This is a genomic window from Roseivirga sp. 4D4 (assembly GCF_001747095.1).
Lineage (GTDB): Bacteria > Bacteroidota > Bacteroidia > Cytophagales > Cyclobacteriaceae > Roseivirga.
This window is the reverse complement of sequence record NZ_MDGP01000001.1, coordinates 1,979,031-1,993,881: the sequence shown is the minus strand read 5'-3', so window position 1 is coordinate 1,993,881 and position 14,851 is coordinate 1,979,031. Positions and strand designations below refer to the sequence as shown.

General features: G+C 41.8%; 15 protein-coding genes and 2 tRNA genes. 9 read left to right on the top strand and 8 right to left on the bottom strand.

Annotation, left to right across the window (positions count from 1 at the left end; genetic code table 11):
- The 7 genes from BFP97_RS08630 to BFP97_RS08600 form a co-directional block, all read right to left on the bottom strand.
- A complete protein-coding gene (locus BFP97_RS08630; protein ID WP_069842032.1) occupies nt 1-918 on the bottom strand; it encodes a ribonuclease Z in 918 nt (305 codons plus the stop codon).
- Between the two features lie 8 nt (nt 919-926).
- Complete coding sequence (locus BFP97_RS08625) at nt 927-1,292, bottom strand: STAS domain-containing protein (RefSeq protein ID WP_069842031.1); 366 nt, start codon at nt 1,290-1,292, stop codon at nt 927-929.
- Between the two features lie 9 nt (nt 1,293-1,301).
- Nucleotides 1,302-2,243, bottom strand: a complete 942-nt coding sequence (locus BFP97_RS08620; protein ID WP_139135396.1) for a phosphoribosylaminoimidazolesuccinocarboxamide synthase — start codon at nt 2,241-2,243, stop codon at nt 1,302-1,304.
- 45 nt (nt 2,244-2,288) lie between these two features.
- Entirely contained in the window at nt 2,289-3,605 is a 1,317-nt protein-coding gene (locus BFP97_RS08615; RefSeq protein ID WP_069842029.1) for a toxin-antitoxin system YwqK family antitoxin, read from the bottom strand.
- 52 nt (nt 3,606-3,657) lie between these two features.
- Nucleotides 3,658-4,836: an acetyl-CoA C-acyltransferase gene (locus BFP97_RS08610; protein ID WP_069842028.1), complete on the bottom strand. Its 1,179-nt coding sequence runs from the start codon at nt 4,834-4,836 to the stop codon at nt 3,658-3,660.
- 166 nt (nt 4,837-5,002) lie between these two features.
- Complete coding sequence (locus BFP97_RS20625; protein WP_069842027.1) at nt 5,003-5,962, bottom strand: hypothetical protein; 960 nt, start codon at nt 5,960-5,962, stop codon at nt 5,003-5,005.
- Nucleotides 5,959-6,927 (bottom strand): vWA domain-containing protein, encoded by a 969-nt coding sequence (locus BFP97_RS08600; RefSeq protein ID WP_069842026.1) that lies wholly within the window; start codon nt 6,925-6,927, stop codon nt 5,959-5,961. Before BFP97_RS08600 ends, BFP97_RS20625 begins: the two co-directional genes overlap by 4 nt.
- 177 nt (nt 6,928-7,104) lie before the next feature.
- Here BFP97_RS08600 and BFP97_RS08595 point away from each other — a divergent pair, with 177 nt between their 5' ends.
- The 3 genes from BFP97_RS08595 to BFP97_RS08585 all read left to right on the top strand — a co-directional run bounded on the left by BFP97_RS08595 (nt 7,105) and on the right by BFP97_RS08585 (nt 10,082).
- Entirely contained in the window at nt 7,105-9,084 is a 1,980-nt protein-coding gene (locus tag BFP97_RS08595) for a PAS domain-containing protein (protein ID WP_069842025.1), read from the top strand.
- A 2-nt stretch (nt 9,085-9,086) separates the two neighbouring features.
- A complete protein-coding gene (locus BFP97_RS08590; protein ID WP_069844249.1) occupies nt 9,087-9,737 on the top strand; it encodes a response regulator in 651 nt (216 codons plus the stop codon).
- Between the two features lie 87 nt (nt 9,738-9,824).
- Entirely contained in the window at nt 9,825-10,082 is a 258-nt protein-coding gene (locus BFP97_RS08585; protein WP_069842024.1) for a hypothetical protein, read from the top strand.
- Nucleotides 10,083-10,283: 201 nt separating this feature from the next.
- On the opposite strand, the gene BFP97_RS08580 is transcribed toward BFP97_RS08585, so the two are convergent.
- Nucleotides 10,284-10,362, bottom strand: a tRNA-Arg gene (locus BFP97_RS08580).
- 134 nt (nt 10,363-10,496) lie between these two features.
- Between BFP97_RS08580 and BFP97_RS08575 the strand changes: the two genes are divergently transcribed.
- The 6 genes from BFP97_RS08575 (at nt 10,497) to BFP97_RS08550 (ending at nt 14,739) form a co-directional block, all read left to right on the top strand.
- A complete protein-coding gene (locus tag BFP97_RS08575; protein ID WP_170827433.1) occupies nt 10,497-11,579 on the top strand; it encodes an AI-2E family transporter in 1,083 nt (360 codons plus the stop codon).
- 2 nt (nt 11,580-11,581) lie between these two features.
- Entirely contained in the window at nt 11,582-12,478 is an 897-nt protein-coding gene (locus BFP97_RS08570; protein WP_069842022.1) for an aldo/keto reductase, read from the top strand.
- Between the two features lie 2 nt (nt 12,479-12,480).
- Complete coding sequence (locus tag BFP97_RS08565; RefSeq protein ID WP_170827432.1) at nt 12,481-13,143, top strand: DUF547 domain-containing protein; 663 nt, start codon at nt 12,481-12,483, stop codon at nt 13,141-13,143.
- A gap of 17 nt (nt 13,144-13,160) precedes the next feature.
- Nucleotides 13,161-13,847, top strand: coding sequence for a DUF2461 domain-containing protein (locus tag BFP97_RS08560; RefSeq protein ID WP_069842020.1), 687 nt, complete (start codon nt 13,161-13,163; stop codon nt 13,845-13,847).
- Nucleotides 13,848-13,857: 10 nt separating this feature from the next.
- On the top strand, nt 13,858-14,511 hold the full coding sequence (locus BFP97_RS08555; RefSeq protein ID WP_069842019.1) for a DUF2461 domain-containing protein: 654 nt from the start codon (nt 13,858-13,860) through the stop codon (nt 14,509-14,511).
- Nucleotides 14,512-14,664: 153 nt separating this feature from the next.
- A tRNA-Pro gene (locus BFP97_RS08550) sits at nt 14,665-14,739 on the top strand.
- The last annotated feature ends 112 nt before the right edge of the window (nt 14,740-14,851 follow it).

The window sequence follows — 14,851 nt, the reverse complement described above, 5'->3', positions numbered from 1 at the left end:
TTATGAGACTAGTATAAATTCTTCCCCCTCAATGGCCAGTTCCGAATCCTCAAATACGGTCTGGGCTTCCTCACGAATTGGTTCCAACTCTTTATATCTCACCGAAAAATGGCCAAGGATCAATTTTCCAACCTCAGCTTTTTTGGCAATAGTAGCCGCTTCTTTGGCTGTACTGTGGTAGGTACTTCCTGCTCTGTCTGCATGCTCTTCAAGGAAAGTCGCTTCATGATAGAGGAGGTCCACTCCTTTGATCATGGGGATGATGGATTCATCATATTTGGTGTCTGAGCAAAAGGCATAAGAGTAGGACTTCCTAGCCGGTAATGTTAGAGCCGTATTTTTATAAAGTAAATTCCCCTCTTCGTCCATAATATCTTCGCCATGCTTGAGTCTGATAATATTTCTGATGGAAAAGTCATCTGGAAGTACCTCTTTTTTGATCCTTCGGTTCTTCTTCTTTTCGGCAAAAAGGTATCCACAGCATGGAATACGGTGATTCAATGGAATGCTGTATACTTCTACAAAGTTGTCTTCGTGTACCACCTTGTTTTGAGTGGTATCGACTTCTACAAAATTGATATCGTAGTTAAATACCGTTTGAGAGTATTTAAGCTGCATGGTGATGATTTCAGATAAACCTTTAGGTCCATAAAGGTTTAACTTCTGAGATCTACCCATAAGGTGCATGGTGGATAACAAACCCATTAGCCCAAGGTAGTGGTCACCATGAAGGTGCGAAATAAAGATGTTATTGATTCTTTGGGCTCGGAGTTTATAGCGCTTTAACTGAAGTTGTGTGGCCTCCCCACAATCCATCAAGTAATACTTGCCCTCAATGTTAATGAGTTGGGCGGTATGATGTCTGCGATGTGCAGGCGCTGCGGAATTAGATCCTAATATTTTGACTCTTATACCCAAAACGGAGATTATGCTTCTCCGTCTTCAGGGCTATTGGCGAGTACCAAGTCCATAGCAGCTTCGTCAGTGGCCAAAATGGTCAATACATTATTGAGCTGTGATATGGTCAATAGCTTATCTACAAAAGGAGTGATTTCAGAAAGGATAAAAGCACCTCCGTTTTCTGCGTATGCTCTGTTACCCGTCAGCAATGCGCTTAGCCCTGATGAATCGGCATATTTTGTGGTGGAAAGGTTCAAAATAAGATTTTGAGTCCCCTGTGCCTGTAATGATACAAGTTCCGACTTCAGGTCAGGAGATAAAGTAGAATCAAGCTTCTCTTCTTCTAGTTTGAATACTGTGTACAGGTCTTGTTTATCTATGCTAAACTTCATAATGTCTTGTTATCTATTCTGTAGGTAATTCGTAATGTTATTCTCAATTCTCTCGAGTACGTTTTGGTTCCCATCTTTCTGAAATGATTCACCCGTTACTTTCTCGAAGAGCTCAATATATCTTTCGGAGATAGAATTTACAACTTCGTCAGTCATTTCTGGAATTGTCTGACCTTCTTTGCCTTGAAATCCATTCTCTATCAGCCATTGTCTAACAAACTCCTTGGAGAGTTGTTTTTGCTTTTCTCCAGCCTTCTGTCTGTCATCGTATCCTTCTTGGTAAAAATACCTAGATGAGTCAGGCGTATGAATCTCGTCAATCAGAATGATTTTATCATCCAGTTTTCCAAACTCATATTTGGTGTCGACCAAAATAAGCCCTTGAGCTGCAGCCATTTCTGTTCCTCTGGCAAACAGGGCCTGAGTGTAAGCTTCAAGCTGCTCGTATTCCGCTTGATCCACGATCCCCTGAGCCAATATTTCTTCTCTAGAAATATCCTCATCATGACCTTCTTTAGCTTTTGTAGTAGGGGTGATGATAGGGGCTGGAAGCTTGTCATTTTCTTTTAATCCATCAGGTAGAGGTACCCCGCAAAGGATTCTTTTGCCATCTCTGTACTCTCTCCAGGCATGGCCGGCAAGATAACCTCTGATGACCATTTCTACCTGATAAGGTTCACATTTAAGCCCCACACTAACAGTTGGGTCAGGGCTCGCTGTAATCCAATTCGGTACTATGTCACTGGTGGCTTTGAGGAACTTAGAGGCGATCTGATTTAAGACTTGGCCTTTAAAAGGGATCGCTCTTGGAAGCACCACATCGAAAGCTGAAATTCGATCAGAGGCAACCATAACCAATAGGTCTGAGAAATAGTAGATATCTCTTACTTTGCCGCGATAAAAATCTTGTTGATTTGGAAACTGAAAGTTGGTTTCCTTAATGCCTTCAATCATCGGGTAAAAATAGTCAAAAATTGAATCTAGGCGTGCTGGAAATTAATTTTCTGAACTGCTCATCAGGTTACCTCTGGAATAGTTTTCGGTCTTGGTCACTTTGCCTTTAGCATCATAGTATTCCCAAGTACCCTGACGTACATCATAGAGGTGATTTCCTTTGATTTTCACCTTTCCATTTTCATAGTATTCGTAATAGCGACCGGACTTTTGACCATTTAAAAGCTTGGTTTCGGTTCGTTTCTTTTTGTCTGGGTAATAGGTGATTTCTGAACCGGTCTTTCTTCCAAATTTGTAAGGAACGGTTTTCTCAAGTGTACCGTCCTTAGCGTACATTTCTACATTGCCATTGATGACATCTTCCAGGTAGGGAGATTTGGTTGCCACCTGACCATTTTCATAGTAAGTCTTCCAGTCCTTGTTCTTTCTACCTCCTTCATAGAATTGTTCGGTTTTAACCTGGCCATTCTTATAGTATTCTGTAAGGATTCCGTCCTTAGCTATTTTGGTGTAGTTTTCCAGCCACATCAGTTCACCTGTAGGGTAGTAAACAAAGTTTTCTCCAATTTTTGCTCCAGTTTGGTAGTTAAAGACCTCTTTTCTGGCACCATCGTCATAGTAAGTTTTGCGAACCCCAGTTTGAACGCCTTCATTATAAAAGCCTTCATCAATCAGCTGGCCTTTGGTATTAAAATGAGCATAGGGGCCTGTTTTATAACCTCTGACGTATTGATAGGTCCACTCTTTCTTACCATTGCTATAGTAGGTCTGATATAAGCCATTGATTACTCCTTGTTGGTAAGTAAACTCGGCTGAAATCTGACCGTTTTGATAGTAGGTTTTCGCTTTACCATCCTGTGTGCCATTGAGGTAGCTAAAAGTTTGTTTCAGTTTTTCATTAGGATAGAATTCCTCTGTAAGTCCGTTTGGAGTTCCCTCTTTGAAGGTCGTTTTGGTTCGGACCTTACCATCTTCAAAATAGCCACTGACAATACCATCTAGTTTTCCATCCACGTAAGCTCCTTTTTGAATAGGTTTTCCGCTTTTCGAGAGGATTTCGAAAGCGCCTGTCTTTACGCCTTGTTGGTAGGTGGTTTTTGAGAGTACATTTCCATTCTCATAGAACTCAGTAAATACACCATTCGGCTTGCCATTGACAAACTCGCCTTCCATGGCAATGGAACCCTCTTGAAAGTACTTGGTATAAGCACCATGAATCATGGAAGAGTCTCCATTCAGAATGGTATAAGTCTCTTTTTTTACTCTATAATCCGGTGGGTAATAGGTGGTGATTTTCTGTTGAGCAAGAGTAGCGGAGCCACAGAGCAGAAGTAGTAGGGTGTAGATTGTGTTGCGCATAAAAAAGCCTTACGTAAAATTACGTAAGGCTTTCAGAAATAGTATGTTAATCTTATAATTTCTCGATCACCATGGCCGAAGCACCTCCGCCACCATTACAGATGCCAGCAACGCCTATTTTTCCATCGTTCTGATCAAGCACATGACATAAAGTAGTCACAATTCTGTTTCCAGATGCTCCTAGCGGGTGGCCCAAAGCAACAGCGCCCCCATTGACATTAACTTTTGAAGCGTCAAGTCCAAGCTCTTGATTATTGGCTATAGCTACTACAGAAAATGCTTCGTTGATCTCGTAGTAGTCAACGTCATCCTTACTAACACCAGCCATTGCCATGGCCTTAGGAATTGCTTTAGCAGGGGCAGTAGTAAACCATAGTGGATCTTGAGCTGCATCAGCAAATCCAATGATTTTTGCAATCGGAGTCACGCCAAGCTCTTCAGCTTTTTCTTTGCTCATTAACACCATGGCAGATGCACCGTCATTGATGGTAGAGGCATTTGCGGCTGTCACTGATCCGTCTTTGTTGAATACAGGACGAAGGTTAGGAATCTTTTCGAAGATCACATTATTGAATTCTTCGTCTTCCGTCATCATTACTGGGTCTCCTTTTCTCTGAGGAATTGCTACCGGAATGATCTCGTTTTTGAATTTTCCAGCAGCTGTAGACTCAGCTGCTTTTTTATAGGAGTTAATGGCATATTCATCTTGTGCCTCGCGTGAGATATTCATCTCTTTAGCTGTATTGTCAGCGCAATTTCCCATAGGGAATTCATTATAGACCTCCCATAAACCGTCTTTTACCAGGCCGTCTACTAATTCACCATTACCATATTTGTAACCATATCTAGCTTTAGGGATGTAGTAAGGGATATTACTCATGCTTTCCATACCACCGGCAACTACCACATCATTAGAACCAACCATAATAGACTGAGCCGCGAGCATCACAGACTTCATTCCTGAAGCACATACTTTGTTGATGGTAGTACAAGGTACATTCTCACCAACACCAGCTCCTAAAGCTGCCTGACGCGCTGGTGCCTGACCCAGACCTGCTGAGACAACATTGCCCATTAAAACTTCTTGTACCTGATCAGCAGCAACATTGGCTTTTTCCAAAGCTCCTTTAATGGCGAATGATCCTAACTGAGTGGCGGTGAAGCCTGATAATTTTCCTCCGAAACTGCCAATGGGTGTTCTGGCAGCGGATATGATGTATACTTCCTTCATTGATTATTAGTTTACCTAACGACTGTTAGCAAAGTTAATGAAAGGAACGAGAATACCCTATTAGAAGTTCCGCATAATGTTTAATAGGAATTAAGAATTACGAATTACGAATTACGAATGTCACCTTCCTATCTGAGATCAAGTTTTGCAATACCCAATACCCAATCTACCAATCAGGTTTGTCTGAGCGTTTGCGCTGTGTGGCCTTGCGCTTCTTTTGCTGAACGTATTGGGTTTCGTTGTTTTTCATCGCCTCAAGAATCATCTGAGCTTTTTCTAAAGGGATATTCATTTCCTTCAGTTTCTCTTTTAGCTTTTCCAGCGGATCTTCCTTTTGTTCTCCCTCTTTCTGTTCCTGATTCTCTTTTCCTTCTTCCTGCTCCTGTTTCTGATCTTGGTTTTGCTGTTGCTCTTGATTCTCTTTCTTTTCCTGATCTTGTTTTTCTTGATCCTGGTTTTGTTGATCTTTCTTTTGCTGATCCTTATTCTCTTGATCTTTTTTCTCCTGATCCTGCTTTTGATCTTCTTTTTGTTCCTGATCTTTCTGCTGTTGTTCCTGTTGCTGCTGCTGGCGGATCAGTTTCTTCAGCAATTCATAATTGTATCTTGCCTGATCATTTTGAGGGTTTTTCAGCAGCGCTTGTTTAAAGTTATTAAGAGCAGATTGGGTAAAGGACTCTTTTTCATCTGGAGATTGCTCACCCATCTTGTAAGAAATGATCCCCAGTTGATTGTGTGCCATTGAGGCCAGATTAGGATTCGATCCATCTTTAACGCGCTTATAATTCGAGTCAGCGATATCAAAAAACCTGATGTCATCGCTTATGGCATTCAGAGCAGCAGTATCTTCGACCATAGTTTCTCCAGAACTGATTTCGCTTAGCAGGCCCATGTTCTCACCACCATAAGACATGATATAAGCGGCATTGGCTAGGTTGAGTCGAGCTACATCATCTTCAATTTCCATTGAGTCGAGCAACATCTGGTATGATGTAATAGCCTCTTCGAAGTTTCCCTCCGAATAAGCTTCACTAGCCTCTTTCTTGAGTTTGTTAGACTTAGCAATCTTAGTCACAGGGTCTGTGACACTTGTAAAAAGAAGAACTATACTCAATAAATACTTCATATTCTTAATGTCTTTCTTCTGATCATGGCGTCTAAAACCAACAAGGCAATCGCACCAATCAGGAAGTAATAAAATTTGTTAGCCGAAGCATCAATGACTCGGGCATCTCTCAATTCGCCTTCCACCTCATTGATGGCACGAATCAATCGGTTTACATCATTCTGGTCTTCATTGATTTCGAAGTACTTACCACCAGTATCTACCGCCAGCTTTCTCAACGACTTTGAATTTAGTTTTGTTACTACTTCGCCACCTTGTCTATCTCTTTTGAAGCCGTTGCCCTGTCGAATCTTCGAACCTGTTTCTGTTCCTACGCCCAGTGCAAAGAGTTGAATGCCAGATCTCACTACCTTTTCTACAGCCTCTTGTGTCTCGTCACCGAAATCTTCACCATCGCTAATCATCAAGATGATCTGGGCCTTTTGTTGTGTTACAGAAGCTTCGGTGTCTTCTAGTTTTTCTAAAGCAATGTTCAGGGGTGATCCAAAATCGGTTCCCGCATTGGGTACTAGGCCTGTATTCAGCGTATTGACAAATAGGTTCAATGCGCTTTGGTCATAAGTCAATGGGCATTGTACAAATGCTTCCGAAGAGAAAATGATCAGTCCGATTCGATCTGAATTGAAAGCCTCAATGATCTTTTTCAGTTCGTACTTTACCTTTTCCAATCGAGTGGGCTGAACATCGAAGGCGTTCATGGATTGTGAGAGGTCGACAGCTACATAGATATCTTTGCCTTCAGATTTAACCTCTTTTGTTGTTTCTCCGAAGGAGGGGCCTAGTAAGGCAATGATTAATAGCGAAAGCGCCAATGACCTTAGTAAAATTTTAAAGAGGAGTGGTCGAAAAGTTGTGTTCATCCGCTTTGCTAAGCGAAGAAGTCGGAAAATGTAGACCAGATATGCCACAATGAAGAGGCCTACAAAAATCCCCTCAATCATTCCAATACTCTTAAACCAAGTCATGCTTTAAATCTTCGAACGAGCAAATATAATCAAGCCCTGAACTTTATGAATACCATTCATAAATAGCTTACGCATTGGAGCAGTTAAAGATTGTTAATTAATGTGAAGAGTGGAGATCAGTTTAGACGAGTTATTCTTTATTTTTATCTGTATAGCGAATGAATAGATACTTGTGATTTGACTTCTCACACCAACAATATTGACGATCTGGTATTGGGAGTGGCCAGTGCTACCAATGCATTGATTGCCGAAAAACTGGATAAGGGCATTAATCTGGCACTAAAAGCACTCTCTAAGCCTTTGGGTGTAGATGCCGGCTTCGTGTCTGTTAATCATGAAGATGAAAAGGGAGGTTTTTTAACTTCTATGAAATATGCTTGGACTCCTCATTCAAATCAGGAACGCTTGGAGAGAAACCAAAATGTCGGGGAAAATCAGCTTGGAGAAATATTACCTGTTTTATCAAACGGAGATTGTTTTGAGCTTACCTATTCTCAGGCTAAAGATGAACTCAAAGCTCATATGGGTTTTGATGGGAGCAAGTCGGTGATTCTGTTTCCCATTCATTTTGAAGATACTTTTTGGGGGATTTTTGGATTGGTAGATTTTCATCAGGAACGAGGTTGGTCCGACTCGGAGAAAGCCTTATTACTATCGTTTGCCAATTCTATCGGCAATGCGGTTTGCAGAAATATCTTGGAAGAAGGATTGGAAAAGCTAGTGGCTGAAAGAACAAGTGAACTTCAGAACAGTCGAAAAAGGTTTCAGTTGGCCATTGAGGGTTCGCAAGATGGTATTTGGGATTGGCAACCCAAAGAGGATAAAGCCTATTGGTCTCCTCGATTGTTTGAGCAATTGGGTTATCAACCTGATGAAATTCCTGTTCCGAAGGATAATTTCTTTGATATGATTCATCCGGATGATGCTGATGAGACACGTTTGCGTTTTGAGAAGCATCTGAAGGAGAGAACTCCTTATGAAGTTGAGTTCAGGCTTAAAACAAAGCCAGGAGATTACCGATGGTTTAAGTCTACAGGGCAGGCCCTATGGGACAAAGCCGGTAATGTGGTGAGAATTGTAGGCAGCCATGAGGATATTCACGACAAAAAGATGGCTGAGATAGAGGTAGAGGAGAGTCATCGGAGAATGAATAACCTGGTGAATAATCTGCCTGGGATGGTTTACCGCTGCCTGAACGATCAGAAATGGACAATGTATTATTTGAGTAGTGCCTGTGAGACCATTACCGGATATACTTCAGAAGAATTCTATGGAGATCCTGGAGATGTTACTTATGGCGAGTTAATACATGTGGACGATCGGATTGAAGTATGGGATCAGGTGCAGGCTGCCTTGAAAAGGGATGAGTCTTTCCGTGTTATCTATCGGATCGTAGATAAATCTGGTAAGGAGAAATGGCTCTGGGAGCAAGGAAATGGTGTTCGGAATGAAGATGGAGAATTGAGTGCGTTGGAAGGGTGTATTTTTGATATTAGTCCTGTAGTCAGAAATCAAGAATTACAGCATCAGGCCATCTATCGGGCAGAAGATAATCAAAGGAGAAAAGTTGCCGCTGAGCTGCATGATGGGCTTCAACAAACCTTGAGTGTAAGTGCCCTGAACCTGCATTACCTTGAAGATGAGGTGGACAAGCTCAGTCCGTCAAGCCGGGATCGGTTTGCGAAAAGCAAAGCGTTTTTAGAGCAGGGAATTGCTGAAACCCGAAGTATCGCCCATCGACTGATGCCCAAGTCCATTGATGAACTTGGTCTGGATAGAGCCTTGCAAGATTTGCTTGCATCGGTAGAAGCTGCTGCGGATATTGAGTGTAAGTACTACAGCAATCTAAAGGATAGACTTGAGGCGGAGGTCGAATTAGGTTTATATAGAATGGCTCAGGAAGCGCTGAATAATGTAATCAAGTCGTCCAAAGCAAAACATGTCAATGCTCAGCTTGTCAAGATGAAAGGAGGCATTCAGTTGATGATTGAAGATGATGGCATAGGCTTTGACAAGAATAAACTTGACTTGTACGAAACTGGTTATGGTTTGACCAGCATGAAAAATAGGATTGGAGCCCTTTCCGGTAGTTTGACTATTGATTCGCGACCCGATCATGGGACAAGCGTAATTGCATTAATTCCACTAAATGAATGATTATGAACACACCAATAAGCATTTTTATAGTAGATGACCATCCAATGATTATTGATGGTTTAAAAGGTTATCTCGATGATGCCGATCGTTTCGAGATTAAAGGGTCGGCTTCCAATGGACTTGAGGCTTTGGAAAAACTCATGTCTTTGGAGGTGGATGTTATTCTCACGGACATCCAAATGCCTATGATGGATGGAGCAGAGCTGATCAAAAGGATAAAGCAGGATAAGCCTGAGCAAAAAGTCATTGCCTTGACCATGTTCAACGAAGTACAATACATTAAAAAGATGCTGCAACTGGGTGTGGTGGGGTATGTGCTAAAAAGTGCCAATAAAGCCGAATTGATCCAGGCGATTGATTTTGTAAATGGTGGAGGGCAATACTATTCACCTGAGGTTACACAAGTGATTATGAACAAGCTTCGTGGTAACCAGCCCGCAGTAAGCATGGTTACCGAACTCACAGATAGGGAGAAGGAGATTCTCTATCTGATTCTTAAGCAAAAATCGAATCAGGAGATCGGTGAAGAGCTGTTCATCAGTACCCGAACCGTGGAGGCACATAAACGCAATTTGCTGGAAAAGACGGGGAGCAAGAACATCGCTGGACTTGTGATTTACGCCATGGATCATCAGCTTTTTGAAGACTTCTAAGGGAATCACCTATTCTTTTATTTACGTATTCACCTGATTTTAAGCCCATTTGGGCTTCATACTTTTGTATCGTAATCGAAGAAGGGTATGGAAGAGCAGTTGGAAGAACAGAATGTAGACGGGAAAGTTGAGCCCAAACCAATCTTGGTTACAAAGCTATCAAAGGAACTCCTTTTCACCTTAGGCAACCTGGAAAAGCAAGCTAGAGAACTGCGTGACGAACCGTTTGTAATCAATCGCCATAAGCCAATGTTGGATGATATGGTGGAAGAAGCACACAGAATGGATGGTTTGCTACAAGCTTTAAGAAGAGCATTAAGATCACTTAAATCAGACGAGAATTAGTTTTGGTTGATTGTGTGTGTGATTGATTGGTTTAAGACAGTGATTTGACTAAACGATTGTTTAGAAAGTGCTCGAAGTGGCCACCCCTAAGGGGTGGCTTTTTTTGGTTTAAGCCGTCTGGTTAAAGATTCCAGTAACAAATTATAATGGCTTGCCGTCTAAAGAGCATAAAAAAAGACACTCCATGATGAAGTGTCTTTCTGGGTGATCCGCTCAGGACTCGAACCTGAAACCTACTGCTTAGAAGGCAGTTGCTCTATCCAGTTGAGCTAGCAGACCAACGGGCTTTTTCAAAAGCGAGTGCAAATATAGTGAAATAGCTTTTTCATAGTCAATGAGATTTAGAAAATCTTTGCTCTTTTTATGCCTTTATTTTCGAAAGAGAATGATTACTTTCAAAAGAATAATCAGCCTATGAAAACAGACTTTACCAGAGATAACCTTAGAAATGCTTCTTACTGGGTAATAATTATCGCTGGTGTCTTTTTTGGGCTTATTTATTTCAGGGCTTTTCTAGAACCGATCGTTCTGGCGTTGGTGGTTTGGTACCTGATTAGAACAGCCCGTAAGTATGTAGGAAAGATAAAAATCAGAGGTAAAGCACTGCCGGGAATTCTGCAGCGTATCATTGCCTTCATTCTGACCTTGTCCTTGCTTTATGGTCTATATCAGATCGTTTCCGTCAATGTAAAGCTCATTAGCGCAAATGCAGACAGCTATGATGATAACCTGCAGATATTTATTAACCAGATTAAGGAGTTCACAGAGGCAAATAGTGATTATATACCAGAAATAGACGTTCAGGAGACCATTGATAAGCTCGATTATCAGTCTATAGTTTCTAGTGTTTTCAACTCAGTGAGTGTTGTACTGGGTAATTTTGCGCTTGTCATTGTCTATGTCATCTTCTTCTTGATAGAAGAGAACTACTTCGGACAAAAGTTAGATAACCTTTTTAAAAAGGAGGCTAATCGCCAAAATGTGATGGGTATTTTGGGTCGGGTTGTGAGTGCAGTGAACAAGTACTTTACTGTCAAAACCCAAGTCAGTCTTATCACGGCAGTGGTGGGGTATTTTATATTACTGGCCTATGGGGTAGACTTTCCTGTGCTCTGGGCCTTTCTGATATTTATTTTGAACTATATACCCTATATCGGTTCTCTGGTGGCCAGTTTATTGCCCTCAATCTTTGCGATTTTTCAGTTCGCATCCTTTTGGCCTTTCCTTTGGGTTTTCTTAACAGTGGAAGTGGTACAGATTTTTGTGGGGAATTATGTGGAGCCTAAGCTGATGGGAAGAACCCTAAACTTGAGTCCTCTTGTCGTGATTATTGCCCTGTCATTTTGGGGCTCAATCTGGGGGATCTTAGGTATGATATTATCCGTTCCAATTATCTCCGTAGCAGTCATTATTTGTGCTCAATTTCCGTCCACTCGAGCCATCGCAATTATGATGACAGAGAATGGATATATAGAGGAAGATGACCCCAAAGAATAACTATGAATTTCAGGAGACTCAAGCGAGCAAATCTAGACATATCTGAGATCAGTTTCGGATGCATGTCCCTTGGTTCAAATCATGTAGAAAACGAGTCTTTAATTCATACTGCTTTTGACGGAGGTGTTAACTATTTTGACACGGCTGATATTTATCAAAATGGGTTCAATGAAGAGACAGTGGGGAAGGCCTTGAAACCAATTCGTCAAGAGGTGATCTTGGCTACCAAGGTGGGAAACGTACCGAATGTCGAAGGCAGAAACTGGGAGTGGAACCCTTCAAAAAGTTACATACTGAAGGCAGTCGAAAAGAGCCTGAAAAGATTAGGTACTGACTACATCGATATCTATCAGCTACACGGTGGGATGATAGAAGATAACTGGGAAGAAACCATTGAGGCCTTTGACTTGCTGCACGAGAGGGGGCTCATACTTCACTACGGAATTTCATCTATCAGGCCTAACGTAATTCGAAGGTTTGTGCTTCAATCCGAGATCGTTAGTAACATGATGCAGTACAGTCTGCTCGACAGGCGTCCGGAGGAAGAGGCGCTAGAGGTATTGTCAAAGTCTGACGTTGGTGTGATGGTAAGAGGGGGGCTTGCAGGTGGTATATTGGCTGGAAAAGATTCAAGTGATTACTTAGGTTACATATCAGAAGATGTTGAATCATTGATAGATAAGATAAAAGTATTCTCAATTGAGAAAATGTCATTGGCTCAGGCGTCATTGCAGTGGGTGCTATCTAATACAGCTGTTACAACAGCAGTGGTTGGCATCAGAAATATGCACCAATTGAAGGACGTTTTAGGTACAGTGAATGCTCCGAAACTTTCACCTGAATCAATCGCTGAATTGAGTGGCTTACTCAAGCCGAATGTATACACGAAGCACAGATGAAAATGGATCATCAATCATTTTCGCGATCGGCAAAAGTTATCCTGAGTCAGTACTTGAACGGAGATGATTACTCGATCAACAGCTTAGAGGAGTTTCTGGAAAATGTGCAATCATTTGACTTAGCATCGCTTCTTGATGATGACGATAAAAAGGCATTTTGGATCAATGTCTACAACGGTCTGACGAACTATCAAATTGTCAAAAATCAATTGAAGGAATCTGTCTGGGAGAAAGAAGATTTCTTTAGAGATGAGCTGCTGAAGTTAGGTGGTTTTCGGTTTTCATTGGACGCTATTGAACATGGGATTTTGAGGAAGAATGGCCCGAGAAAAAATGGTAAACCAAGGCAGTTTTCAGATGGTGATTTAAGGCTGAATCTCATGCTTGAAAACATGGACTTCCGTGTCCACTTTGCGCTCAATTGTGGAAGTGTTTCTTGTCCTCCAATCGCCTTCTATTCCAGTGATAAAATCGATGAGCAATTGGGCCTTGCGGAGTCTAGTTTTTCGGCATCCGAATTCATCGTTGATCACGTTAATAAAAGCATCGACTGTTCGGCTATTTTCGTGTGGTATAGATCGGACTTTGGAAACCATTATCTTAACGATTCGGTTTTGTCCCAATACGCTGTAACCGAACGTTCATACATCTGGAAGATTCAATAATTAAACAACCTAAGTCAATGGCACAAATCAATAAGTCCTCCTTCGATTTTTTAAATCAACTCACGGAAAATAATAACCGTGATTGGTTCAATGAGAACAAACCCTGGTATCAGGAAGAGCATCAAAACGTCTGCGATTTTGCTGAGGCCATGCTGCAGGGACTCAAGGAAAATGATGAGATCACTACTGTAAGCGGAAAGAAGAGCTTGATGAGAGTCTATCGCGATGTGAGGTTCTCAAAAGATAAATCCCCTTACAATCCACGCTGGGCAGGTAGTTTTAACCGACAAAAACCACATTTGCGTGGAGGTTACTATTTCCACTTAAAGCCAGGACAAACAGTGATTGGGGGAGGCTTCTACGGACCAGCGCCTGAGGATCTCAAGCTAATCAGAGATCAAATTGCGCAAGATGATCAGCCTTTAAGAGATGTGTTGAATGATTCGGCCTTCGAGAAAGTGTTTGGAGCACTGCAAGGGGACCAAGTGAAGACAGCTCCCAAGGGTTTTGATAAGGAGCATCCCAGTATTGACTTGCTCAGGTATAAGTCCATGTATGTGTTTAGAAACTTCAGTGATAAGGAGGTGCTGAGTCCTAACTTTCTAAAAGAAGCCTTGGGTACTTTTGCGGCCCTAAGACCATTCTTTGATGTGATGACCGAAATGCTTACAACCGATTTGAACGGACTTTCATTGATTGACTAGTGCTGATTTAATGGCAAAACAGAACATATTTAAATTCCTGGAAGCGCTCACTGCCAATAATTCCAAGGAATGGATGGATAAGAATCGTTCTTGGTATGAGGATACTAAGGGTGAGGTGGTAGACTTATTTGATCCCATACTCGAAGAAATCAAGCGTGTAGATCCAAGGATCGTACAGCCCAATGCTCGTAGAGCCATTGGTAGAATCAATAATAACCTGATGTTTCACCCCGATCGTCCTACCTACAAAGATCATTTTGGAGTTGGATTTGGCTATGGCAAAGGCTTAGCAGACTTCTATGTAGGCCTGGGTGTGAGAGAGACCGAGATAGCAGGTGGACTGTGGCATCCGGATAGTGAACGCCTGAAGAAGGTAAGGATGGAGATTGACTATGAAGGAGATAAACTGTCGGCTATACTCGATTCTGACGCTTTTAATAAATCTTTTGAGCTATATAAGCTAGATACGCTCAAGACCACGCCCAAGGGATATCCAAAAGATCACGAGCATATTGAGTTGTTGAGGCTAAAGACCTTGGCTGCCTTTCGACAGATTACCAGAAAGGACGTTTATTCGAATCATTTTAGTGAAATGGTGGTAGAATCCTACCTGGCGATCGTCCCTTTGTTAGACTTTATTAATACAGCCATTACCGATAACTAGGGTAAGCTTTTAACAGGTTTTGTCCACCGAATCCTGTTGCGTTTGGATAGTCTCAAAAAATCTGAAATTTTATCGTTCTGGCTTTATTGCAAAACAAAAAATCCCTCTATATTTGCACTCCGATTTGGGAGTTACATCGCAAATCATTGGGCTCGGGGTGTAGCGTAGCCCGGTCATCGCGCCTCGTTTGGGACGAGGAGGTCGCAGGTTCGAATCCTGCCACCCCGACACAAAAAGCTAGTTTATGACTGGCTTTTTCTTTGTCAAATGACCCGAGTTTAAAAGGTTTTTTCTTTAAATTCACAGCGCATTTGACAGCAAATCAAATACAGCAAAGAAT